At 64.9% G+C, this 23,506-nt stretch carries 24 protein-coding genes and 1 pseudogene; 16 read left to right on the forward strand and 9 right to left on the reverse strand.

All coding sequences use genetic code 11. The features are described from left to right. Positions 1-38: 38 nt before the first annotated feature. From tnpB to V474_RS18095, 5 genes and pseudogenes are all read right to left on the reverse strand, one after another. Positions 39-392 carry an IS66 family insertion sequence element accessory protein TnpB gene (gene tnpB, locus V474_RS18075; RefSeq protein WP_043980823.1) on the reverse strand — a complete coding sequence of 118 codons (354 nt, stop codon included), beginning with the start codon at positions 390-392 and terminating at the stop codon, positions 39-41. Then, entirely contained in the window at positions 389-793 is a 405-nt protein-coding gene (locus V474_RS25070) for a transposase (RefSeq protein WP_082058011.1), read from the reverse strand. The genes tnpB and V474_RS25070 overlap by 4 nt, the downstream gene beginning before the upstream one ends. An 81-nt stretch (positions 794-874) precedes the next feature. Beyond that, positions 875-1,246: pseudogene (locus tag V474_RS18085) on the reverse strand (AMP-binding protein); the annotation flags it as partial. Between the two features lie 87 nt (positions 1,247-1,333). Further along, positions 1,334-3,070, reverse strand: a complete 1,737-nt coding sequence (gene ggt / locus V474_RS18090; RefSeq protein WP_059152798.1) for a gamma-glutamyltransferase — start codon at positions 3,068-3,070, stop codon at positions 1,334-1,336. A gap of 11 nt (positions 3,071-3,081) precedes the next feature. Then, positions 3,082-4,149 (reverse strand): quinone-dependent dihydroorotate dehydrogenase, encoded by a 1,068-nt coding sequence (locus tag V474_RS18095; protein ID WP_059152799.1) that lies wholly within the window; start codon positions 4,147-4,149, stop codon positions 3,082-3,084. Positions 4,150-4,567: 418 nt separating this feature from the next. On the opposite strand from V474_RS18095, the gene V474_RS18100 reads away from it, so the two are divergent. From V474_RS18100 to V474_RS18140, 9 genes are read left to right on the forward strand one after another with little or no spacing between them, the layout of a single operon-like run. Continuing rightward, the gene (locus V474_RS18100; protein WP_059152800.1) at positions 4,568-5,008 is read left to right on the forward strand and encodes an SUF system Fe-S cluster assembly regulator; all 441 of its coding nucleotides are present in this window, start codon (positions 4,568-4,570) and stop codon (positions 5,006-5,008) included. 1 nt (position 5,009) lies between these two features. Beyond that, positions 5,010-6,515: a Fe-S cluster assembly protein SufB gene (gene sufB / locus V474_RS18105; RefSeq protein WP_059152801.1), complete on the forward strand. Its 1,506-nt coding sequence runs from the start codon at positions 5,010-5,012 to the stop codon at positions 6,513-6,515. 43 nt (positions 6,516-6,558) lie between these two features. Next, positions 6,559-7,068, forward strand: a complete 510-nt coding sequence (locus V474_RS18110; RefSeq protein ID WP_059152802.1) for an endonuclease domain-containing protein — start codon at positions 6,559-6,561, stop codon at positions 7,066-7,068. Positions 7,069-7,070: 2 nt separating this feature from the next. Then, complete coding sequence (sufC, locus tag V474_RS18115; protein ID WP_059152803.1) at positions 7,071-7,826, forward strand: Fe-S cluster assembly ATPase SufC; 756 nt, start codon at positions 7,071-7,073, stop codon at positions 7,824-7,826. Then, on the forward strand, positions 7,823-8,560 hold the full coding sequence (locus V474_RS18120; RefSeq protein WP_059152804.1) for a SufD family Fe-S cluster assembly protein: 738 nt from the start codon (positions 7,823-7,825) through the stop codon (positions 8,558-8,560). The genes sufC and V474_RS18120 overlap by 4 nt, the downstream gene beginning before the upstream one ends. Then, positions 8,557-9,756: an aminotransferase class V-fold PLP-dependent enzyme gene (locus tag V474_RS18125; protein WP_059152805.1), complete on the forward strand. Its 1,200-nt coding sequence runs from the start codon at positions 8,557-8,559 to the stop codon at positions 9,754-9,756. Before V474_RS18120 ends, V474_RS18125 begins: the two co-directional genes overlap by 4 nt. After that, positions 9,753-10,241 (forward strand): SUF system Fe-S cluster assembly protein, encoded by a 489-nt coding sequence (locus V474_RS18130; RefSeq protein WP_059152806.1) that lies wholly within the window; start codon positions 9,753-9,755, stop codon positions 10,239-10,241. The genes V474_RS18125 and V474_RS18130 overlap by 4 nt, the downstream gene beginning before the upstream one ends. Further along, on the forward strand, positions 10,238-10,750 hold the full coding sequence (locus V474_RS18135; protein WP_059152807.1) for a GNAT family N-acetyltransferase: 513 nt from the start codon (positions 10,238-10,240) through the stop codon (positions 10,748-10,750). Before V474_RS18130 ends, V474_RS18135 begins: the two co-directional genes overlap by 4 nt. Next, a complete protein-coding gene (locus V474_RS18140; protein ID WP_043974103.1) occupies positions 10,747-11,103 on the forward strand; it encodes a HesB/IscA family protein in 357 nt (118 codons plus the stop codon). The genes V474_RS18135 and V474_RS18140 overlap by 4 nt, the downstream gene beginning before the upstream one ends. Positions 11,104-11,145: 42 nt before the next feature. Here the strand turns inward: V474_RS18140 and V474_RS18145 are convergent, their stop codons facing one another. Further along, a complete protein-coding gene (locus V474_RS18145; protein ID WP_059152808.1) occupies positions 11,146-12,303 on the reverse strand; it encodes a serine hydrolase domain-containing protein in 1,158 nt (385 codons plus the stop codon). Between the two features lie 32 nt (positions 12,304-12,335). Here V474_RS18145 and V474_RS18150 point away from each other — a divergent pair, with 32 nt between their 5' ends. Then, entirely contained in the window at positions 12,336-12,746 is a 411-nt protein-coding gene (locus V474_RS18150; RefSeq protein WP_201786064.1) for a hypothetical protein, read from the forward strand. Positions 12,747-12,780: 34 nt separating this feature from the next. Here the strand turns inward: V474_RS18150 and mnmA are convergent, their stop codons facing one another. Beyond that, entirely contained in the window at positions 12,781-13,947 is a 1,167-nt protein-coding gene (gene mnmA / locus V474_RS18155; RefSeq protein ID WP_059152809.1) for a tRNA 2-thiouridine(34) synthase MnmA, read from the reverse strand. Between the two features lie 156 nt (positions 13,948-14,103). Here mnmA and V474_RS25725 point away from each other — a divergent pair, with 156 nt between their 5' ends. From V474_RS25725 to V474_RS18180, 6 genes are all read left to right on the forward strand, one after another. After that, positions 14,104-14,451 carry a hypothetical protein gene (locus tag V474_RS25725; protein ID WP_148649454.1) on the forward strand — a complete coding sequence of 116 codons (348 nt, stop codon included), beginning with the start codon at positions 14,104-14,106 and terminating at the stop codon, positions 14,449-14,451. Position 14,452: 1 nt separating this feature from the next. Further along, positions 14,453-14,752 (forward strand): CtrA inhibitor SciP, encoded by a 300-nt coding sequence (sciP, locus tag V474_RS18160; protein WP_043974112.1) that lies wholly within the window; start codon positions 14,453-14,455, stop codon positions 14,750-14,752. 296 nt (positions 14,753-15,048) lie between these two features. Further along, positions 15,049-16,269, forward strand: a complete 1,221-nt coding sequence (locus tag V474_RS18165) for an efflux RND transporter periplasmic adaptor subunit (RefSeq protein WP_059152810.1) — start codon at positions 15,049-15,051, stop codon at positions 16,267-16,269. Between the two features lie 17 nt (positions 16,270-16,286). After that, positions 16,287-19,730 carry an efflux RND transporter permease subunit gene (locus tag V474_RS18170; RefSeq protein ID WP_059152811.1) on the forward strand — a complete coding sequence of 1,148 codons (3,444 nt, stop codon included), beginning with the start codon at positions 16,287-16,289 and terminating at the stop codon, positions 19,728-19,730. An 81-nt stretch (positions 19,731-19,811) separates the two neighbouring features. Next, a complete protein-coding gene (locus tag V474_RS18175; RefSeq protein WP_059152812.1) occupies positions 19,812-21,020 on the forward strand; it encodes a DUF445 domain-containing protein in 1,209 nt (402 codons plus the stop codon). After that, on the forward strand, positions 21,017-21,562 hold the full coding sequence (locus V474_RS18180) for a GNAT family N-acetyltransferase (protein WP_059152813.1): 546 nt from the start codon (positions 21,017-21,019) through the stop codon (positions 21,560-21,562). Before V474_RS18175 ends, V474_RS18180 begins: the two co-directional genes overlap by 4 nt. A 15-nt stretch (positions 21,563-21,577) precedes the next feature. Here V474_RS18180 and V474_RS18185 read toward each other — a convergent pair whose 3' ends face one another. Both V474_RS18185 and V474_RS18190 read right to left on the reverse strand, forming a co-directional pair. Next, positions 21,578-22,471, reverse strand: a complete 894-nt coding sequence (locus V474_RS18185; protein WP_059152814.1) for an energy transducer TonB — start codon at positions 22,469-22,471, stop codon at positions 21,578-21,580. A 105-nt stretch (positions 22,472-22,576) separates the two neighbouring features. After that, on the reverse strand, positions 22,577-23,506 hold the full coding sequence (locus tag V474_RS18190) for an electron transfer flavoprotein subunit alpha/FixB family protein (RefSeq protein ID WP_059152815.1): 930 nt from the start codon (positions 23,504-23,506) through the stop codon (positions 22,577-22,579).

Consider the following 23,506-nt stretch of genomic DNA (forward strand, 5'->3'; position numbering starts at 1 on the left):
CCACACCGACTCCTCGTCGCCACAGAAAACCGCAGATATCAGCCAAAAATCAGGGGTCTGCGCACCTCGGGTGCGGGCAGTTTCTTCCAATCCAGACCCGACAGCAATGCCGTGCATTGCGGTCCGCTCAGGACCATCGTGCCGCCTTGCACGGCAGGCCAGTAAAACCTTCCTCGGTCGAGCCATTTCGTCGCCATAACCGCGCCTGACCCGTCATGACGGAGCAACTTCACCTTATCCGCGCCCTTGTTGCGGAACACGAAGACATCGCCCGCGCAGGCATCATGCCCCAGCACGTGCGTCACCAGCCCCATCAATCGGTTAATCCCGGCTCTGAAGTCGACCGGCTGTGTCGCCACGAAGATCCGTACGCTTCCGTCGATCGGGATCATTCCCGGATCGCCGCCAGTACCGCGCGCAGGTGGTCCATCTCGACCGCGCCCATGATCCGAACCGTCACGTCTCGTACCACCAACTCCAAGCCGCCAGGTTCGAGTTGCTTCTCCTGAGCCAGCGTGACGGGTACGAACCGCAATTCCTCGACGGCTCCTGCTGCTCGCGCTTGCCGACGCCAATAGTGCAAAAGGCCAAGGCCGACGCCGTTATCGCGGGCGACCTGCGCCACAGTCATTCCTGGCACAAAGCTCTCAGCCAGAATGCGGTCGCGTACGTCATCCGGCCAACGCTCGTAGCGCCGACGTCCGGGCGGCAAACTGACGGTCAAACGCGCAGTTGTACTGTGCGACGCACACGTCAAACCGCCGTTTGACCCTGCATCAATTTCATCCGACATTGCCCGATCTCCTCCTCGTCTCGGGCGAGCCTAACCATCAGCAAGCTCTCGGAATACGTGGGGCGGGTGCAGCGGTTACGCCCTACCCAGCTTGGCGGTAGAGACGATCGCCGCGCGGGCACCCGAATTCTCAAGAATGTGGATGTGATCGCGCGTGGTGTTGGTGGTGTAGGTCGGCACCGTCACGCAGCCCGCAGCCATGATCGCGAGGTCCGCGATGCACCACTCAGGCCGGTTTTCGGACACAATCACCACCCGCTCCCCCGGCCTGAGGCCCAGCCGGCGCAGCGAAGCGGCCATCAGGCACACGCGGCGCGCGGCCTCTGCCCAGCTGATCGCGGTCCACTGCCCGCCCTGCTTGGCCCTCAGCATCGGCGCATCGCCCAGCGCATCGGCGCGGGACAGGAAGAGCGACACGATGTTCGCGCTCCTGTCGAAGTCGGCAATTTCCATGGCGGCCCCTAAATCCTCTCAGCGTTCCGAGTTGTGCAACGTCTAGGGGGATGCGCGGGTTGCGACAACAGCCTTGGCGCCCGCGCTCTATTGAGAGACTGCGACACCTTCGCTACGCGGATCGCCCGCACCGACGAGGCGGCCATCCACCACCGCAACCGCATTGGTCTTGAGCGGCATCTCCAGCGCCCGCACCGAACCATGGCCAAGCGCGGTGAGCTGCGGGATCATCGCCTCAAGCCGGGATCCCTTCTCGACGTTGATGGTATCGGTGGGCGCGAAGAGGACCGGCAGCGCCAGCGCTTTGTCGACAGGCAGCTTCCAGTCGAGCACGCCGATCAGCGCACGGATCACCTGCACCGGGATCGTCGCTCCGCCCGCCGCGCCGACGACCAGCAGCAGCTTGCCGTCCGGCCCATAGACCAGCGTGGGCGCCATCGAACTGCGCGGCCGCTTGCCGCCCTCGACCCGATTGGCAACCTTGGCACCGTCCTTTTCGGGGATGAAGCTGAAGTCGGTCAGCTCGTTGTTGAGGTAAAAACCGCCAACCATGATGCCGGACCCGAAAGCGCTCTCCACCGTCGAGGTCCACGAGGCGGCATTGCCTTGCCGGTCGATGACGACGAAGTGCGAGGTCCCGTGTTCCTCATAGCCCTTGCCCAGCGCCAGATGCGGCGCGGGCAGCCCGGCGGTGACCTTGGCCATAGTCCTGTCCGCCGCAATCAGCGCGCCGCGCTGGTGGAGGTAGGAGGGGTCCAGCAGTTCCTTGACCGGCACGGTCACGAAATCCGGGTCGGCAAGGAACAGCTCGCGGTCGGCATAGGCGAGGCGCTGCGATTCGGCGATCAGGTGCCAGGCGACCGGCGAATCGGGCCCGAGCGCGCCGATATCGAAGTTTTCCAGCTGCACCAGCGTCGCCAGCACCGTGGTCGCGCCGGAGGACGGCGGACCCATGCTGCAAATCTTGTAAACACGGTACTGCGCGCAGACGCCGGGGCGCTGCTTCGCGGTGAAGGCAGTGATATCGGCGGCGGTCATCTTGCCATCGGACGGAGTTTCGGCGGCTACTTTGGCAGCAATCTCGCGGGCCAGTTCGCCCTTGTAGAATCCGTCAGGCCCCTTTGCGGCAAGCATCTCCAGCGTGCTGGCAAGCGCGGGGTTGCGGATCGTGGTGCCCTGCGGCAGCGGCTTGCCGTCCACGCCGTAGAAGATCGCACGGGCCTGCGGATCGTGCGCGCCGGTGTCAGCTGAACGGGCGAGCGAGGCATAGCCGCGCGGCGACAGCACGAAGCCTTCGCGGGCCAGATGAATGGCGGGCTGGAAAAGCTGCGCCCAAGGCAACCGGCCATGCGCGGCGTGGGCCTTGGCGGCCATGGCGATATTGCCCGGAATGCCCACGCTGAGCCCCCCGATCACCGCCGTGCGGAACGGCAACGGCTGGCCGGAGGCATCGAGGAAGCGCGAAGGGGTAGCGGCCTTTGGCGCCGTTTCGCGCCCGTCCCACGATTCGACGTGCCCCTGCTCGTCTGCCAGCAGAAGGAAACCACCGCCGCCGATGCCCGAACTTTGCGGTTCGACCACGTTCAGCGCCAGCATCGTCGCGATCGCCGCGTCGGTGGCAGTGCCGCCCTGCCGCAGGATCTCTGCCCCGGCGTCGGCCGCGCGCCGATCAGCAGCGCTGACCATGCCCGCATCGAAAACCGCAGGCTGGTTCGCTGCCAAAACGGACGAAGGGGCGGTGGCCGTGGTAGCGGCGCAGCCGCCCAGGGTCAGTGCAATCGGGGCGAGCGAGGCAAGCAGCCCCAGGGTCAGGCTTCTGGACATTGCGGGAATGCCTATTCGCTTCCCACCGCCTCTGCAATCGACGCAAAGCCATCGCGCTTCATCAATTCGATCAGACCCTTGCAGATTTTGCGCGCGATCGTCGGCCCTTCGTAGACCATCGCGCTGTAAAGCTGGACAAGGCTGGCCCCGGCCCGGATGCGCGCCCACGCGTCTTCGGCATTGGCAATGCCGCCCACACCCACCAGCGCCACCGCGCCGCCGGTCGCCTTGCGGAAATCGCGCAGGCGCTGCTGGGCAAGATCGCGCAGCGGTGCGCCGGATAATCCTCCGGATTCGCCCTTGTGTACCGATGCAAGCGCAGGGCGCGAAATCGTCGTATTGGATACGATCAAAGCGCCAAGACGCTTGTCGATGGCGATGCGGGCGATCGCGTCGATGTCCGCAGGCTCAAGATCGGGCGCCACCTTGAGGAACACCGGCGGGCGTTTAGCCGGGGGGCAGGCAGCATCGCGCGCCTCGATCACCGCATCCAGCAGGCCGGTCAGCGCCGATTCGTCCTGCAGGGCGCGCAGGCCTGGCGTGTTAGGGCTGGAAATGTTGACCGCGAGATAGCTCGCAATCGGCGCCATCAGCTTCGCCATGATCGCATAGTCGGCCACGCGGTCGGTCGAATCCTTGTTCGCACCGATGTTGATGCCCACCACGCCGGACGTATCCGCGCGCGCTTCAAGGCGGTCCACCGCGACTTGCGCGCCGCTGTTGTTGAAGCCCATGCGATTGATGACCGCGCGGTCTTCCACCAGCCGGAACAGGCGCGGGCGGGGGTTGCCGGCCTGCGGTAGCGGGGTGATCGAGCCGACCTCCGCAGAGCCGAAACCCATCCGCAGCAGCGCATCGGGCACTTCGCCGTCCTTGTCGAACCCGGCGGCCATGCCGACAGGGTTGGGGAAAGCGATTCCCGCCACCACGCTCGCCAGCGACGGTGGGTAGGCGGGTGCGCGCGCGGGGGCGGCAAGCCTGAGCGCGGAAAGCGCCAGGCCATGCGCTTTCTCGGCGTCGATTCGGAAAAGGGCGGGCTTTATGAGGGAGTACAGCACCGCTGTCGCATAACGGGACATGAGGTGTTGCTCAAACGCTTCTTCCCGCTGCGGTTGCGAGATGAAAAAGTCCGTTAGCCTTTCCCAGAAGCTAACCGTGTCGCGTTTATACAATAAATCCCCCGGGCCGGGGCATACACGATCCCTGCGACCCGAAGGGCTCGTCGCGGATGCGTTCGAGTTCTTTATTACCTTGATGGCGGTTTCCGGCTTCGGCCGGGAACCGCCTTTTTTCTGCGATTCGCACAGGCCGGCAGCGGGCCCAGTTTTTGCCGGGACAGATTTTCCATTGTTTGCGAGTCGGTTGAGGCGCGCTAAGGGGGCGCGCCTCAACCCTCAATTCCTATGCGAAACGCCCATTGAAACCGGAGCCGTGCTGCACTAGGTGAAATCGGAATGATTTGATCCGATTTAGTCACAGGTTCGGAAAACCACCGTTATGCGCCTGTCCAGCATGGCCGATTATGCGGTCATCATCATGTCCGCCGCAGCGCGGCATTGCGGTACCTGTTCGTTGATAGAGCAGGCCGGCGGGAAACGCGCGCGCATATCGGCCGCCCAGTTGGCGGAGGAAACCGGCCTGCCGGTGCCGACCGTGCAGAAACTGGTCAGCAAGCTGACCGCCGCCGGCCTGATGCGTTCGTCGCGGGGCGTGGGCGGTGGGCTGAAACTGGCCCGGCCACCGGCGGCGATTTCGCTTGCCGACATCGTCGAGGCGGTAGAAGGGCCCATCGCGCTCACCTCCTGCCTCGACCGCGTCAAAAGCGACTGCACGCTGGAAGAAGGTTGTAACGTGAAGGGCCACTGGCCGCAGGTGAATGCCGCCGTTCGCGGCGCGCTTGCCCAGGTCGTGCTGACCCAGCTCGTCGAGGAAGTTTGAGATGACCGAGGAAAACATCCGCATGGCCGAGCGTGAGGCCCCCCTTCGTGACCAGGCTGCACACGATGCCGCCGCCCGTGCGGCCGACTACGAGCATGGCTGGTCGTCCGACATCGAGCAGGAATACGGCCCGAAGGGCCTGTCCGAAGACACCGTTCGCTACATCTCGGCCAAGAAGGACGAGCCGCAGTGGATGCTCGACTGGCGGCTGAAGGCCTATGCCCGCTGGCTGCAGATGACCCCGCCGGATTGGGCGAAGCTGAACGTGCCGCCGATCGACTACCAGGACGCCTACTATTGGGCCGCGCCCAAGAAGAAGGACACGCTGGCCAGCCTGGACGAGGTCGATCCCGAAATCCTGCGGGTCTACGAAAAGCTCGGCATTCCGCTGGAAGAGCAGAAAGTGCTCGCCGGCGTCGAGGGCGCGCGCAAGGTCGCCGTGGACGCGGTGTTCGATTCGGTTTCGGTCGCCACCACCTTCCGCAAGGAGCTGGAGCAGGCGGGCGTCATCTTCCGCTCGATCTCCGAGGCGATCCGCGAATTCCCCGAGCTGGTAAAGAAGTGGCTCGGCAAGATCGTGCCGATGAACGACAACTACTTTGCCACGCTGAACTGCGCGGTCTTCTCGGACGGCACTTTCGTCTACATCCCCGAGGGCGTGCGCTGCCCGATGGAGCTGAGCACCTATTTCCGCATCAACGCCGAAAATACCGGCCAGTTCGAACGCACTCTGATCGTCGCCGAGAAGGGCAGCTACGTCTCCTATCTGGAAGGCTGCACCGCCCCGATGCGCGATGAAAACCAGCTTCACGCCGCCGTGGTGGAACTGGTCGCGATGGAAGATGCCGAGATCAAGTATTCCACCGTCCAGAACTGGTATCCCGGCAATGCCGAGGGCAAGGGCGGCATCTACAACTTCGTCACCAAGCGCGGCCTGTGTCAGGGCGCACGCAGCAAGATCAGCTGGACCCAGGTCGAGACCGGCTCCGCGATCACCTGGAAGTACCCCTCCTGCGTCCTCAACGGCGAGGATTCGGTGGGTGAGTTCTACTCGGTGGCCGTCACCAACAACTACCAGCAGGCCGATACCGGCACCAAGATGATCCACAATGGCAAAGGCAGCCGCTCGACGATCATCTCGAAGGGTATTTCGGCCGGCAAGTCGAACAACACGTACCGCGGCCTAGTGCGCGTGGCGCCGGGCGCTGAGGGTGTACGCAACTTTACCCAATGCGATTCGCTGCTGCTGGGCAAGGAATGCGGCGCCCATACCGTGCCCTATATCGAGGTTCGCAATCCCAGCGCCCAGATCGAACACGAGGCGACCACCAGCAAGATCAGCGACGACCAGCTGTTCTACGCCATGCAGCGCGGCCTCGACACCGAGAGCGCCGTGGCGCTGATCGTCAACGGATTCGCCAAGGAAGTGCTGCAGCAGCTGCCGATGGAGTTCGCCGTCGAAGCGCAGAAGCTGCTGGGTATCAGTCTCGAGGGCAGCGTAGGGTGATAACACCCGCGCTCCCCTTCACCCGTATCGAAGGACAAAATCCATGACCGCCGCCCGCAAAACCCTGGGCATAAGCCTCGCGACAGGGGCGCCCAAAGGCGACGTAAAGGCCAATTTCGCCGTGACCGGCGCCCGTCTGGAAACGCTTAAGGAGCGTGCCAGGGACCAGCGCCGCAACCCCACCGAAGCGCAGAAGGCGCTATGGGCGGAACTGTCCGGCTCGAAGCTGTCCGGCGTGAAGTTCATTCGCCAGTCGATCGTCGGCTCGGCAATCGTCGACTTCGCCTGCCCCTCGCGCTGGATTGTGATCCAGCTGAGCGCCGAGGATGCCAATCCCGACGTCAACGAGTTGCAGGACCGCAAGCTGATCGAAGTCGGCATCCGCGTGCTGCGCTTCTCGGAAGAGGAAGTGGTGGACAACGTCGCCAGCGTCCTGCGCGAGATCAGCACCGAACTGGCCGTGCCGTTCGACAAGCGCAACGCCCGCAAGAAAGTCGCCTCACGCGCGCCCGGTTCATACGGGGCCAACACGTTCCAGAGCGACGAGGTATAATCATGCTCGAAATCAACAATCTGCAGGCGACCGTCGCCGACAAGCCGATCCTCAAGGGTCTCTCGCTCACCATCAACGCGGGCGAGATTCACGCGATCATGGGCCCGAACGGCGCCGGCAAGTCGACGCTGGGCTACACCCTCGGCGGCCGTCCGGGCTATGAAGTGACCGGCGGCAGCGCCACCTTCAACGGTCAGGACCTGTTCGAACTGGCCCCGCACGAGCGCGCCGCCGCCGGCCTGTTCCTGGGCTTCCAGTACCCGGTAGAGATTCCCGGCGTCTCCTTTGTGCAGTTCCTGCGCGAATCGGCCAACGCCCAGCGCAAGAGCCGCGGAGAGGCCCCGCTTTCGGGCGGCGAATTCCTCAAGCTGGCGCGTGAAAAGGCCGGACTGCTGCGCATGGATATGGACATGCTCAAGCGCCCGGTGAACGTCGGGTTCTCCGGCGGCGAAAAAAAGCGCGCCGAGATGGTCCAGATGGGTATCCTCGACCCAAAGCTGGCGATCCTGGACGAAACCGACTCCGGTCTCGACATCGACGCCCTGCGCGTCTGCGGCGAAGGCATCAACGCCATCATGCGCAAGAGCGACAAGGCCGTGCTGCTCATCACCCATTACCAGCGCCTGCTGGACTACGTGAAGCCGGACTTCGTGCACGTTCTGGCGGCGGGCCGCATCGTCAAGTCGGGCGGCGCCGACCTTGCCCTGCGCCTTGAGGAAGAAGGCTACGAGGCGGTGGTGCAAGAGACCGCCGCATGACCCTCGAACTGACCCTGCCCACCCGCAAGGACGAAGACTTCCGCTACTCGGACATCGAGGCACTGCGCTCCGTCTGGCCGATCGTGACCGAGGAGATCGAGGTCGCGGCCGATGCTGAAGGCGCGCTGGAAATCGTCGAGACCGGCGCCGGCGCGGTGGCGCGCCATGTCGCGATCACGCTGGGCAAGGGCGCGAAGTTCGACCTTCGCGTGCTGACTGCCGGGCCGGCCTATGGCCGCATCGCCGTCGACGTGAAGCTGGGAGAAGATGCCGACTTCACGCTGGGCGCGGCGCAACTGGCAACCGGCAGCGAAACGCTGGAAGTCGTCACGCAAGTGACGCACGCTGGGCTGAACGCGACGTCCGCGCAGATCATCCGCACCGTCCTGGCGGGCGCGTCGGTCGGCACGTACCTGGGCCGTATCGCGGTGGAGCGCGGGGCCGATGGCACCGACGCCGAGCAATCGGTGCGCGCCATGCTTCTGGAACGCACCGCCACCGCCAATGCCCGCCCGGAGCTGGAAATCTACGCCGACGACGTCAAGGCCGCGCATGGCTGCGCGGTGGGCGAACTCGATGCGCAGGGCCTGTTCTACCTGATGTCGCGCGGGCTCACTCCGCCGCAGGCCAAGCGCCTGATGCTTCAGGCCTTCATCGCGGAAGCCTTCACCGGCGCGCCCGGCGAAGAGACGCTGAGCGAGGCGGCACTGGCGCGGCTGGAGGCCATACTGTGACCACGGACACCCTTGTCATCAAGGATCAGTTCCCTGGATTGGCAGGCGACTGGCACTATCTCGACACCGCCGCCACCGCGCAGAAGCCCCTCGCCGTGATCGAGGCTACCGTGCGCGCGATGGGCGATGACTATGCGACGGTGCACCGCGGCGTCTACGCCCGCTCTGCCGACATGACGCTGGCGTTCGAGGCGGCCCGCCGCCGCGTCGCCGCCTTCATGAACGCGCATGAGGACGAGATCGTCTACACGCGCGGCGCCACCGAATCGATCAACCTCGTCGCCCAGACCTGGGGCGCGGCCAATCTCAAGGCCGGCGACCGCATCCTGCTCTCGGTGCTGGAGCATCACTCCAACATCGTGCCCTGGCAGATGCTGCGGGACAAAACCGGCGTCGAGATCGACGTCTGCCCGCTGACCGACGATGGCCAGATCGACCTTGAAGCCGCCGAACGCATCCTGACCCCGGCCCATAAGCTGGTCGCCTTCGCGCATGTGTCCAACGTGCTTGGCTCGGTGCTCCACGTGGAACATGCGGCCAGGCTGGCCCATGCGGTCGGCGCCAAGCTGCTGATCGACGGCTGCCAGGCTGCCCCGCGCCTGGCGCTCGACATGGCGGCGTTCGGTTGCGACTTCTACGCCTTCTCGGCGCACAAGCTCTATGGTCCTACCGGGATCGGCGTGCTGTGGGCGCGTAAGGAGATCCTCGATAGCATGCAGCCCTGGCAGGGCGGCGGCGCGATGATCGACCGCGTGACCTTCGAGAAGACCACTTACGCTCCTGCGCCGCAGCGCTTCGAAGCCGGCACGCCCAACATCATCGAGGCGCTGGGCATGGCGACGGCGATGGACTGGCTTTCGGACATCGGCCTCGACCGCGCCGAACGCCATGAGCGCGACCTTGCCGCCCTGCTGCGTGTTGAATTGCGCAAGCGCAACGACGTGACCCTGTTCGGGCCGGAAAATGGCCTTGGCATCGTCAGTTTTGCGCTCGACGGGGTGCATCCGCACGACCTCGGCACCATATTGGACGAGGAAGGCGTGGCGATCCGCGCCGGACACCACTGCGCACAGCCGCTGATGGAGCATCTGGGCGTGCCGGCAACGGCACGGGCCAGCTTTGGTCTCTACAGCGACGAAGGCGATATCGAGGCGCTCCTGAAGGGAATCGAGCGCACACGGAGAATTTTCGGATGAGTGACGAGACCCCCTCTTTCCGCGTTGAGGAAATCGATGCCGCGCCGCCCCCGCCGCGCGCTCGCGTCGACGACGTGACCCCGCCTGCCGAAAGCGCGGGAGAAAAGCTGGAGCGCAAGCGCGATTATCTCGACGGCTTCCTTGCCGAAAAGCCGCTTGCCGCTGACCCGTCCGGTCCCGGCGGCGCGATCTACGAAGGCGTGATCTTCGCGCTCAAGGAGATTTTCGACCCGGAAATCCCGGTCAATATCTACGATCTGGGCCTGATCTACGGCGTCGACGTTTCGCCAGAGGCTTCGGTCATGGTGCAGATGACGCTGACCACGCCGAATTGTCCGGTCGCCGAATCGATGCCGGGCGAAGTGGAAATGCGCGTCGCGGCGGTGCCCGGCGTGCGCGACTGCGAAGTTAACCTCGTCTGGGATCCGCCATGGGACATGGCCAAGATGACCGACGAGGCCAAGCTGGAACTGGGAATGCTGTGAGCGGCCTGCTCGCCCCTACTGTGACCGCCAAAGTGGCTGTACGCCTTGCCGACTATACCGATGCGGCCGATGCCGCGCGTGTGGTCGCTCTGCTGGACAGTTATGCCCGCGATCCGATGGGCGGCGGGCAGGGGCTTACCGACAACGTGCGCGCAAGGCTGGTTCCCGGGCTTGCCGCGCATCCCGGCGCCTTCTCGCTACTCGCCTTTGCCGGCGAGGAAGCGGTGGGGTTGGCCAACTGCATCACTGGCTTCTCCACTTTCGCGGCCCGCCCGCTCGTGAACATTCACGACATGGCGGTACTGCCCGGTCAGCGCGGTCGGGGCGTAGGCCGCGCGCTAATGCTGGCGGTCGAGGCGGAGGCGAAAACGCGCGGCGCCTGCAAGATCACCCTCGAAGTGCTGAGCGGTAATGCGCCCGCAAAGGGGCTTTACGCAGCCCTTGGCTATGGAGACTATGCGCTGGACCCGCAGTCTGGGACCGCGCTGTTCTGGGAAAAGAAACTATGACCACGACAACCGCACGGGTGCGCCCTGCCGCCGTAATCCTGACGGCCAACGCCGAGGCCCGTATCACCAAGCTCATGGGCGAGGCACCCGAGGGTTCGATCGGCGTCAAACTGTCCACCCCGCGCCGGGGCTGTTCGGGCCTTGCCTACTCGGTCGACTATGTGAGCGAAGAGGCAAAGTTCGACGAGAAGATCGTGACGCCCGGCGGCACTTTCTACATAGATAGCGCCTCCGTCCTGTACCTGATCGGCAGCGTGATGGACTGGAAGGAAGACGACTTCACCGCCGGTTTCGTCTTCGACAACCCCAACGCCAAGGGCGCCTGCGGTTGCGGCGAAAGCTTCACGGTCTGATAGGCACGTCGTCCCGGATCACGTCCGGGACGACAGAGTTTCTCAGCTCTTGCCGCCTGGAAAAAGTGCAAGCAGCGAGCCGAGACGATCGTGGACCTCCCGCTCTTGCGCGGCGTCGCTATGGCCGATGCGCACGATGGTCAACAACTGGTCGGGCGAGCCGATCACGTACTGGCCATATTCGCCCACGCACCCGAACACGTTCTTCGGCGCCGTACCGGGATAGAGCTTGGCCCCCTCCCCCGCTGCAGCGCGGTTCAGCCATACGCCCGCGCCGTAGCCCGGCTCACGCGGGGACGGCTCCAGCATGAATTGGATCCAACGGCGCGGCAGGATCTGCGCGCCCCCAACCGAGCCATTATGACGCAGGAATTCGCCCAGCTTCGCCCAGTCGCGCGCGGAAGAGGCGATCATGCCGGAGCCGATCATCGTCCCGGCCCGGTCATAGCTCACAATCGTCGAGCCCATGCCGATCGGCAGCAGCACGCGGTTCTTGAGATAATCGCTCACCGCCTGACGCCGCCGCCCCGGATCGTGGTCGGGCGAGAGCACCCGCGCCGCGAGGTCTGACAGAATCACCGCGCTGGCCGAGGAATGCTCGAACACCTTGCCGGCCGGAGCCTCAAGCGGCTGCGCCTCGGCGTAGGAGGCCATGTCGTCGCGCCCATCAAGGAAGAGCATTCGCATCCGGTCCGATTCGCGTTCGAGCATACCGGTACCGGCAACCGCCGATTCGTCGTGACGCAGGCCCGAGCGCATCTGGAGCAGTTGCTTGAGAGTCACCGCGCCGCGCGGGTCGCCCGGGCGCTGCCATTCAGGCACTGGGGCCGATTCGTTCAGGCGCAACCGGCCGTCGCTGACCAGCTGGCCGATCATCAGCGCCGTGACGCACTGGCCCACACCCCAGCCGGGCAGGCGAGTTTCGGGCTTGATGTCGTCGCCGTAGCGTTCGGCGATCACGGCGCCGCGCTTCATCACGACCAGAGCGTCGGTGCGGCCTACCGCCTCATCATCGAAAATCGTGTCGATCGCACGGCCCAACGCCTCGCGCGGGGCGCCGCCGTCATCGCTGATGGCGGCCTGCGACCTGGCGCTTGGCGGCGGCGGCCCCTCGGGCGCGGACTGTCCACAGCCTGCCAGCAGGGCAAGGGCTGGCAGCGCGCGTAGGGCGAGGATAAGGGGGAGGCGGCGCACCGGCATGACGCGCGGTGTGATGTGCGAGGCGCTGAAGAATGGCAACAGGCGGGAAATCCGCAGCGGGGGACAAGGTTGGTACTCCCGACCCCTGGGCGTCCCATCCGATCCGGCAGCCCTCGCGGTGGCGCCGCAACCTGATCCTGCTGGTGATACTGGTTCTGGCTGGTTGGCTGACCTGGGCGTGGCAAGGCCTGCGCGAAGAAGCACTGGTCGGCGCCGCTTACGGAGCGCGAGTGGGCTGTGTGTGCCGCTACGTCTCGAAGCGCCCGCTGGCCGCCTGCGAGGCCGACCTCAAGGTTGCGGGCCTCGGCGGTATCGCGCGCCGGGTTTCGCTTTCGGAAGACGCGGGCAAGCAGGCGATCACCGGTTCGGTCCCGCTGCTGGCAAGCCAGAACGCCGATTTCCAAGAGAGTCGCGGCTGCCAGCTGGAACCGTGGCAGGACTGACCCCGCGCACCGCGCCGTCATGGCGAGCTATGGATCAGGCTGCTGCCGAAACGGCACTCTCCGTCGAATCGATCCAGCCGCCACCGACTACTCGCTCACCTGCGTAGATAACCGCTGCCTGGCCGGGCGCGACGCCGTATTCAGGGTTCTCGAACCGAATCGTCACCCCGGCGCTCTCGCCCAGCGGACCTTCCAGCGTGACCGGCACCGGCTTTGCCAGTGAACGGACCTTCGCGGTCAGCGGACCATGCGGCAGCGGACCGATGCGGTTCGTCTCCACCACCCGGGCCGAGCCGGTGGCGAGAAGGCGGCGCGGGCCGACTCGCACTCGGCGCGTTTCAGCGTCGATACCAGTAACGTAGAGCGGCTCGGGCTGGCCGCCGATCTCCAGACCCCGGCGCTGACCGACCGTGTAGTGGATCACGCCGCGATGGCTGCCCAACACGTCGCCGGTCTCAGCATGGACGATCTCGCCGGGCGCTTCGCCTTCGGGGCGCACAGCGCGCACGATCTTGGCGTAATCGCCGTCGGGCACGAAGCAGATGTCCTGGCTGTCGGGTTTGGCGGCATTCCTCAGGCCCGCCGCCTCGGCAATCCGTCGCGTTTCGCTCTTGGGCAGACCGCCCAGCGGAAAGCGAAGGAAATCGAGCTGCGCCTCGGTGGTGCCGTAGAGGAAATAACTCTGGTCGCGCGCGGGATCGAAAGCGCGGTGCAGCTCTGCGCCCGCCGGACCCATCTCGCGGCGGACGTAGTGGCCGGTGGCAAGGCAGTCTGCGCCCAGTTCGCGCGCCATCGCCAGCAGATCGGTGAATTTTGGACCCATGTTGCAGCGGATGCAGGGGATCGGGGTACGGCCATTGAGGTAATCGTCGGCGAAACGCTCGACCACTTCCTCGCGGAAGGCGCTTTCATGGTCGAATACGTAGTGGGCGATGCCCAGGCGATCGGCCACAGCGCGCGCGTCGCGGATATCGTCGCCGGCGCAGCAGGCGCCCTTGCGGCCCGTCGCAGCGCCGTAGTCGTAAAGCTGGAGCGTGACGCCGATAACTTCGGCCCCGCTGGCAGCGGCAAGCGCGGCAACGACCGAACTGTCGACCCCGCCGGACATGGCGACCACGATCTTGCGCTGCGCAAGTGGGCCGGAAAGCTGGAACAGTTCAGCGGCATCGAGGCCGGAAAGAAGCTCGGGAAGCACAGTCATCACCCGCGCCCCTTACAGGCAAATGCGCCGATTTCCTACCTGCGCCTTGATGGCACCGGATTTCCGCCGGCTCGGGCATCCACAAGGTCAATGGTGAACAGAGGGTAAAAGACGCCTTTACGATCCCTTGACCAAGCATGGTCTATAGTCAGCCTCATGAATATCGCACGTAACCATTTAGCCCCGAACACAGGGGATGCGCAGGGTCGCGCTGGTGACGAGTTCGTCGATCTCCAGTTCCCTGCCGATCTTGCACACATAGATTGGCAGGCGCTGCGTTCGCGCCTCTTCGCATCACGCGACACGCTTGCCGTGATGACAACGGATTCAGCCGCGTCACGGCTACATCTGCGGGGTAGCTTCGACGGCTATGCCGCCAACAGGCTGACAACCTATCAGACATCGTTAAGGCCCGTTAACCTTGATGGTTCAAGCAATGGCAAGCCCGCGGATGGCACTACCAGCACTGCCGCCGACGCGAACGATAACGGCGAGCGAGGGTGATATGATCGAGAACCAAAAAATCCGTCCGGCCCAGGTAATCGGCCCCCTTGGCGAACCGCTGACTGTCGATTCCCTTCCGCCCGCCAACACCACGCGTTGGGTCGTCCGCCGCAAGGCGGAAGTCGTCGCGGCTGTAAATGGCGGCCTGCTGTCGATCGACGATGTGTGCGAACGCTATCATCTCACGCTTGAAGAGTTCGCCTCGTGGCAGCGGGCTGTCGATCGCTCGGGCATGCAGGGCCTTCGTGTGACCCGAATCCAACACTATCGCGATCTTTACGAGCGCCAGCAGAAGTACTGACCGCGTCCGGCAAGTCCGGCAACACTCAAAAGGCGACCGTGAACAAGGCTTCACGGTCGCCTTTTTGTATTTTTGCGCAATAATATAACACTCTTGCCCAAACTTGCCGTGATGAAGTCGTTCGTCGATGCAAGTCGACCGCGATCCCACTGAAGATTGCCTCGCTGTTTGCGCAGGTATATGAAACAAGCGGATTTGAGCCACGTCGGCAGCGTGCCCCCCAAAAGGGCCGGGAAGCCGTGTGGCGGGGGAAAGCACGCCGCCCAAGACGCGCGTGTGGTGCTTGCGGTGACCAGATGAACTACGACAGCAGGATTGAGCCCGGCCAGATGACCGCCGGGGAACCCGAAACCTATGAGGCGGGCCACAACCCGCTGACCGGCGACACCGAACAGGATCGCCGCTCGCGCCGCTGGATCTGGCTAGTCGCGATCGTCGTGGCCATGCTCGTCGTGGGCATCTGGTTCGTGGTCCATGACGGCGACAAGGGCGTGAGCGAAGCCGGCAAGGACGCCGCGCAGGTTCCCGTGGTCACGGTCGTCGTGCCCGGCCGGTCTACAGTCGCCGGAGAGATCAGCGCCACCGGCTCGCTGGCCGCGCGCCGGACGATGCCGGTCGGCTCAGTAGGTGAAGGCGGCGAAGTGCGCGAAATCCGCGTCGAAGCGGGGGATTGGGTCAAGCAGGGCCAAGTTCTCGCCGTCATCGATCGCTCGGTGCAGTCACAGGCGGCAGCCAGCCAGTCCGCCCAGATCCAGGTCGCCGCGGCCGATGCCCGCATCGCCCAGTCGAACCTCGATCGCGGCCTCAAGCTTGTCGACCGCGGGTTCATCTCCAAGGCCGATATCGACCAGCTTACCGCCACACGCGATGCAGCCGTGGCACGGGTCGGCGTCGCACGCGCAACGCTCGGCCAGCTCCGCGCTCAGAACGCCCGCCTCGACATCGTCGCGCCCGCTGCCGGCCTCGTCCTTGAGCGTAACGTCGAGCTCGGACAGGTCGTCGGCGGCGGCACCGGCGTCCTGTTCAGCCTTGCCAAGGGCGGCGAGATGGAACTGCTCGCCAACCTTTCCGAAGCCGATCTTTCTTCCCTGTCGGTAGGTGTGGAGGCCAAGGTGACGCCGGTCGGCTCAGGCCGCACCTTCACGGGCCAGGTCTGGCAGCTTTCCCCGGTGATCGACACCACCACCCGTCAGGGTACTGCCCGCATCGCCCTCCCCTACGACGCCGCGCTGCGGCCCGGCGGCTTTGCCAGCGCCGTGATCGAAAGCGGCGCGGTAGTGGCGCCGATGCTACCCGAATCCGCGATTCAGAGCGATGCCAAGGGCTCGTTCGTCTACGTCGTCGACGATACCGGCAAAGTCCACCGCCGCCCGGTCAAGACCGGACTGGTCACCGCCAATGGAATCACCGTCCCGTCCGGGCTGACCGGCACCGAAAAGGTCGTGCTGCGCGCCGGCGGGTTCCTCAACGACGGGGACAAGGTCAAGACCCGGCTCGTTTCCGCCACCGCCAAGTAACGGACGGACCCTCAGCCATGCGTAACATGTCGGCCTGGTCGATCCGCAATCCGATCATTCCCATCGTTTTCTTCATCGGCCTGATGATCGCGGGCATCGTCTCGTTCAATCGGATGGACGTGAACAACATGCCGGACATCGAGTTCCCCGGTGTTCACGTCGCGGTCTCGCAGCCGGGCGCAGCGCCTACCGAGATCGAGACGCAGATCACCCAGATCGTCGAGGGCGCGGTGCGCTCCATCCCCGGCGTCGAGGAAATCCAGTCGACCGCGTCCGAAGGACGCTCAACCACCCTCGTTTTCTTCTCGGTCGGCACCAATGCCGACGTTGCGACCCAGCAGGTCAAGAACGCGGTCGACCAGGTGCGCGGAGAACTGCCCGACGGCATCCTCGAACCGCAGGTGTCCAAAGTCGAGGCCGGCGGCGGCGGCAGCCTCGCCTATTTCGCGGTCGCGGCCGACGACATGACGATCGAGCAGCTGAGCTGGTTCGTCGACGACACCATCTCCAAATCGCTGCTTTCGGTCCCGGGCATGGCCACGGTAAGCCGGGACGGCGGCGTCACCCGCGAGATCCGCGTCGTGGTCGACCCAGCCCGGATGATCTCGCTGGGCGTCAGCGCGAACGACCTCAACAACGTGCTGCGTCAGGTCAACGTCGACGCGGCGGGCGGCCAGGCGGAAATCGCCGGATCGCGCCAGTCAGTCCGGGTGCTGGGAAATGCGCAGGATGCCTATGCCCTGTCGCAGACCCGCATCAACCTGGGCGGCGGCCGCCAGGTCAAACTGGCCGACATCGCCAGCGTATCTGACGGCTATTCCGACCGTACCGACATTGCCCGCGTTGGCGGCCGCGAAGTGGTGACCTTCGGATTCGAACGCGCACGCGGCGCTTCCGACGTTTCGGTCTACGACGAGGCCGAGAAGAAGCTCGACGTCATCCGCAAGGCCCACCCCGATATCCACATCACTCGGCTGTTTAGCCAAGTGACCTATACGCGCGGCCAGTACACCAGTTCGATGGAGGCGCTGGTCGAGGGCGCGGTGCTGGCGATCGTGATCGTCTACCTGTTCCTTCGCGACTGGCGCGCGACGATGATCTCGGCGCTGGCCATCCCGCTTTCCGCGATCCCGACCTTCTGGTTCATGGACATGCTCGGCTTCTCGCTGAACTTCCTGTCGCTGCTGGCCCTCAGCCTTGTCGCGGGGGTGCTGGTCGACGATGCCATCGTCGAAATCGAGAACATCGTGCGCCATATGCGCATGGGCAAATCCGCCTATCAGGCCTCGATCGACGCCGCGGACGAGATCGGCCTCGCTGTCGTGGCGACCACATTCTCGATCGTCGCGGTCTTCCTGCCGGTGGGCCTGATGCCCGGAATTCCCGGCCAGTTCTTCAAGGCTTTCGGCCTCACCGTCGTCGCGGCAGTGCTGATGAGCCTGGCCGTCGCGCGCATCATCACCCCGATGGTCGCCGCCTATTTCCTCAAGTCGCACGGCCATGCCGAACATGGCGGCGGCAAGGCGATGGACTTCTACATGAAGGTCCTCGCCTGGACGCTCGACAGCCGCGACGCGCACCGCCGCAAGGCAGCGCTGGTGCCGCAGCCGCGTGCCTGGTGGTATGTGGTCATAGCGACGCTGGCATTCGCCCTGCTTATCGGTGCGGGCCTCGGCCTTGCCGTCCTGCTGTTCTCGGCGCTGCAGGGGGGCCTTGCCAAGATCGGCCTAGCCAAGGCGGCCTTCGTCCTGGCCGCTGTCCTCGCCCCACTCGGCATTCCCGCGGCAATCTGGACGCTGGGCTGGCTGCTGCGCACGATTGCTGGCGCCCTGGGCGCGCTGGGCCGGTGGTATCGGTATTTCACCGACCGCGTGATCTCGCGCATGCATGACCACAGGTTCTACGCCTTCTGCGCCAGTATCTACGCATTGGTCGTTACCTTCGCGCTGCTCGCCGGTCTGCCTCAGCAGTTCCAGCCGAACACCAACGACGACACCAGCCAGGTCAAGATCGAGATGGTGCCCGGCACAACCCTTGAACAGAGCGAGGAAGTTGCCGGCCGCGTCACGAAGCTGCTCGAAAAGCAGCCCGAGGTTGAGCGGGTACTCGAATTTGCCGGCGAAGGCTCGGCGAACCTTCACATCGCTCTCAAGCCGGCGAACGAGCGTAAAGCCACCAGCATCGAGTTCGAGCGCCGCCTTGCCCCCACGCTTCAGGGCATCGCCGATGCGCGCGTCACTTTTGCCACCCAATCCGGCGGCTTCGGCAGCGGGCGCGATATTTCGGTCATGCTGTCGGGCAGCGATTCGGAGCTGCTCAACAAGACCGCCCAGACCCTGGTCGAACAGATGCGCGCAATTCCCGGCATTGTCGCCCCGCGTATCGCGGCCGACCTGCAGCGCCCCGAACTGGTCATCGTCCCCCGCCTTGACCTGGCCGCCCAGCTTGGCGTGACCACCGGCGCGCTGAGCCAGACGATCCGCATCGCGACAATGGGCGAGATCGACCAGAACACCGCCAAGTTCTCGCTCTCGGATCGCCAGATTCCGATCCGGGTGATCCTCGACCGCACCTCGCGCCGTGAATTCTCGACCATCGAGAACCTCCCGGTCGCCACCGCGAGCGGCGGCTCGGTGCCGCTCAGCCGCGTGGCCGAAATCCGCTTCGGCGCCGGTCCCACGCAAATCCAGCGCTACAACCAATCGCGCCGCATCTTCGTGGGCGCTGACCTTGGTCAGGGCCAGATCAAGGGCCCAGCGATGGCCGCGATCCAGCAACTGCCGATCATGAAGAACCTTCCCGCCGGCGTCTCCAACGCACCCGTGGGCGAGGATAAGTGGCAGGCCGAGATGATCAGCAACTTCATCATCGCGGTGGTCAGCGGCATCTTCCTCGTCTTCGCGGTGCTGGTGCTGCTGTACAAGCGCTTCGTCTCGCCTCTGGTGAACATGGCGTCGCTGCTGCTCGCACCGCTGGGGGGTATGCTGGCGCTGACCGCGTGGGGCCAGCCGATCTCGATGCCGGTCTACATCGGCATCCTGATGCTGCTGGGCATCGTCGCCAAGAACTCCATCCTGCTGATCGACTTCGCGATCGAGGAGATGGCCAAGGGCGTCGACAAGCTGACTGCGATCATGGACGCAGGCCACAAGCGCGCCCAGCCCATCGTCATGACCACAGTGGCGATGACCGCCGGCATGGTGCCCACCGCCCTCTCCCTCTCGGGTGACGGCGCGTTCCGTGCGCCGATGGGCGTCACCGTGATCGGGGGCCTGGTGCTATCCACCTTGCTCACCCTTGTCATCGTGCCGGCAGCCTTCAGCCTCGCCGATGGTTTCGAAAAGAGGGTCGGACCGAAGCTGCGCAAGTCGCTCCTGACATACGACCCCACCGAGCATGGGCCAAAGGCCCCCGCGCAGGCCCATACCGGGGACGATCACCAGCCGCACCCGGCCGAATAGGAAGAACGCACATTGCCGCCAGCCGGGCGTAGTTCAGCAGGTCTCGCATTGAAGGGCATCCCGCAGGACCGGGCACAGCGCATGCGCCTTTTCGCCACTGGCCTGCTGTTGGCGATGGCGGTCGCGTTCATCCTGCTTCGGCGCTTCGGGGGTGAACACCCTGGCTGGGGTTATGCCATTGCGTTCACCGAAGCGGCCATGGTCGGCGGTCTGGCGGACTGGTTCGCGGTAACCGCGCTGTTCCGCCGCCCGCTTGGCCTTCCTATCCCGCACACCGCGATCATCCCCGAGAACAAGAACCGTATCGCCGATTCGATGGCGACATTTCTGCGTGACAATTTCCTCACCCCTCAGGTCGTCGCCCGCCGGGTAAACGCCTTCAACTTCGCCAGTTCCGCTGGCGGTTTCCTGTCCGACCCCGGTCGGGGCGGCGAATCGCGCCTGCGCGCGGGCGCCGCCAACCTCGTTGCCGACGTGCTCGAATCGCTCGACCCCGACCGGCTGGGTAATCAGATCCGCGCCGGGATGGCGCGCCAATTGGAGCGGGTAGAGATCGCCCCCCTGCTTGGCCAAATGCTCTCGGCCACGATTGCCGACCGCCGCCACCTACCCCTGCTGGATGGGGCGATCCGCTGGGCGGGCGAGGCGCTGGAGGCAAACGAGGAGCTGGTGCGTACCATGATCCGCGAGCGCGCGCACGGCCTGCTGCGCTTCACCGGTCTCGACAGCCGCATCGCCAATTCGGTGCTGGACGGCCTCTACAAGCTGCTGGCGGAAATGATCGTCCAGCCCGACCACCCGCTCAAAGCCAAAGTCGAGCAGATGCTGCAGGGTCTGGCCCACGACCTCCAGCACGACGGGGCCCTGCGCGCGCGCGTCGAGAACGCCAAGCGCGAGCTCATCGCCAACCCGGCCGTAAGCCAGTGGTGGCAGGGCGTGTGGGAACGTCTGCGCCAACAGCTCATCGCCGCCGCGCGCGATCCGCACACGGCGTTGGGCGGCCAGCTGACGACGATGCTGGGCGAACTGGGCAACGCCCTGCGTGACGACCCTCGCCTGCAAAGCCAGATCAACCGCTTTGCACGCCGCACTTTGGTCGGCGTGACCGCGCGCTACGGCGACGAGATCGTTCGCTTGGTCTCGGAAACGGTAAAACGCTGGGACGCCCGCACCGTTAGCGACCGTATCGAAGGCGCGGTCGGCCGCGACCTCCAGTTCATCCGCATCAACGGTACCTTGGTAGGCGGACTGTTCGGGGTCTGCATCCACGCGGTCGACCGGTGGCTATGAGCGGAAAACCGATACTGACGACGCAGCGTTTGGAATTGTACCGCCCTGCCCCCGGCGACCTCCCCGGCCTGTGCCGCCTGATCGCGGACGAGGAAACACGCCGCTACCTCGGCCCCGCCAGCGCCGATCCCCAGCCCCAGTTCGAGCGCCTGCTGCGCAATGCAGGGTCCTGGGCACTATATGGCTACGGCAGCTTCATGGTGCGATTCCGGGGCGAGGGCGAGATCATCGCGAGCGGCGGAATTTTCCATTCCTACCGCGGCTATGGAGAAGCGCTGGGCTTGGACGACGTGCCCGAAGCCGGCTGGATCGTGCGCGCCGACCATTGCGGACAGGGCATCGCCGGCGAGGTCATGGAGGCCGTGCTCTCATGGTTCGACGAGGCTCACGGCTCCCGCCGCATCGCCTGCATGATCGAGGATGGCAACACCGCATCTCAGCGGCTCGCAGCCAAGCTCGGCTTCGCGCACTATGGCGCCCATGAGGTAACCGATGGCCCTGTTCCGGTAGTTCTGGGGTTGTACGAACGTCTGAGGCCCTGACGCGGGCACATACGATCAGCCCATCTTGTACAGGATCGTCGCCGTATAATAGGAATCGATAGGCTGCCCGCTCTGGTCGAGGGCAGGCTGGAAGCGCGCCTCCTTGAGAACAATGCCGCAGGCGCGGACCTTGAAATCCGTGTTGGCGAAAGCCTGCGCAGTATCGCAGCGCGTCGCCGCGCCTGTCTTGTCCACCACGATCTGCATGTTCACACGCGCTTCCCTGCGCTTTAACATGAGTTCGGCCGGATATATCCGCTGGATGTGCTCGATCCACGAAACATCCCCCACCCTTACCCGGCGGCTCAGCTTGGACTGGGCGACCGGATCAAGTCCCCACCGGGTAACCAGGCCATCGGTACATTGACGCATGGTCGCCAGCGCTTTCGCCATGGGGCCGGTCTTGAGGATGAAACGCTGGCCGGAAGTGGCGATCGAGATGGTGTCGATCTGCGCCTCGACAGCCAGATCAATCGCTACCGGCCGAATGTCGTCCTCCTCTTCCAATTCCGTTTTCTCCTGCGGAGGTGCCGTCATCGAAAGCGTGTTGGAGAAGACCACAGCGGCGCCGTAGTCTTCGTTCTTGCCCATCTGGTGCGAACGGACCGGCAGCGGTTCTCCCCCTCCGTAGGCGATAGTGAACCTGTGCGCGGTCTGCAGAATTCTGGCCGGCGCGCCTGACAGCGTGATTTCGAAATGATAGCCCGGCGCATAGGTCCGCATGCCAAGCAGCACAGGTTTGTCATCGGTGCCGAACTTGCGCGCCAGCAGACAGCTTTTCTCGCCCGCGTCGAGGAGCCAGTTCGACGCTTTCGGCAGGATCGTTTCCTTGGTCTTCGCATGGACGGGCGAGGCGGCAGCCGTCAGTCCGCCAAAAACAAAAAGCGCGAGAAAATACCGATGGATCACGTCTGACCTGCCCCTTCACTTCGGCGCGCCCGTGAACGCCGTCCATACGAAATAACCCCCGGACTTGCATCCGGGGGTTAAATCTTTGTGACGGCAAGGAAAAGCTCAAAGCTTGCCGGTAAGCTCCGGTACGGCAGTGAACAGGTCAGCGACCAGGCCGATATCGGCGACCTGGAAGATCGGCGCGTCCTCGTCCTTGTTGATGGCGATGATGGTCTTGGAGTCCTTCATGCCGGCAAGGTGCTGGATCGCGCCCGAGATGCCGACGGCGATGTAGACTTCCGGTGCGACGATCTTGCCGGTCTGGCCAACCTGATAATCGTTGGGCACATAACCCGCATCGACCGCGGCGCGCGATGCGCCAACGCCGGCGCCCAGCTTGTCCGCCAGCGGCAGGATGATCGATTCGAAAGTCTCCGAATCCTTCAGCGCGCGGCCGCCGGAAACGATGATCTTCGCGCTGGTCAGTTCGGGACGCTCGGACTTGGCAAGCTCTGCGCCAACGAACGCGGACAGGCCGGCATCACCGGCGCCCGACACGTCTTCGACCGTGCCCGAACCGCCCGTGGCTTCCGCCTTGGCGAAGGCGGTGCCGCGCACGGTGATGACCAGCTTGGCATCGCTCGATTCCACGGTGGCGATGGCGTTACCGGCATAGATCGGACGCGTGAAGGTCTTCTCGCCCTCGACCGAGAGGATGTCCGAGATCTGCATCACATCGAGCAGCGCGGCAACGCGCGGCGCGATGTTCTTGCCGGTGGTGGTGGCGGGCACCACGAAGGCATCGTGATGGCCCATCAGCTCGGCGACGAGCGGGGCGACGTTTTCGGCCAGGCCATGCTCGTAGGCGGCGTTGTCGGCGAGGTGGACCTTGCCCACACCGGCGATCTGCGCAGCGGCATCGGCCACGGCGCGGCAGCCAGACCCTGCAACCAGCAGATGCACTTCACCCAGCTTGGCAGCGGCGGTGACGACGGCGAGGGTGGCGTCCTTGACGACAGCGTTGTCGTGCTCAACCCAAACAAGAGTCTTCAT

It is taken from the genome of Novosphingobium barchaimii LL02 (genome assembly GCF_001046635.1).
Lineage (GTDB): Bacteria > Pseudomonadota > Alphaproteobacteria > Sphingomonadales > Sphingomonadaceae > Novosphingobium > Novosphingobium barchaimii.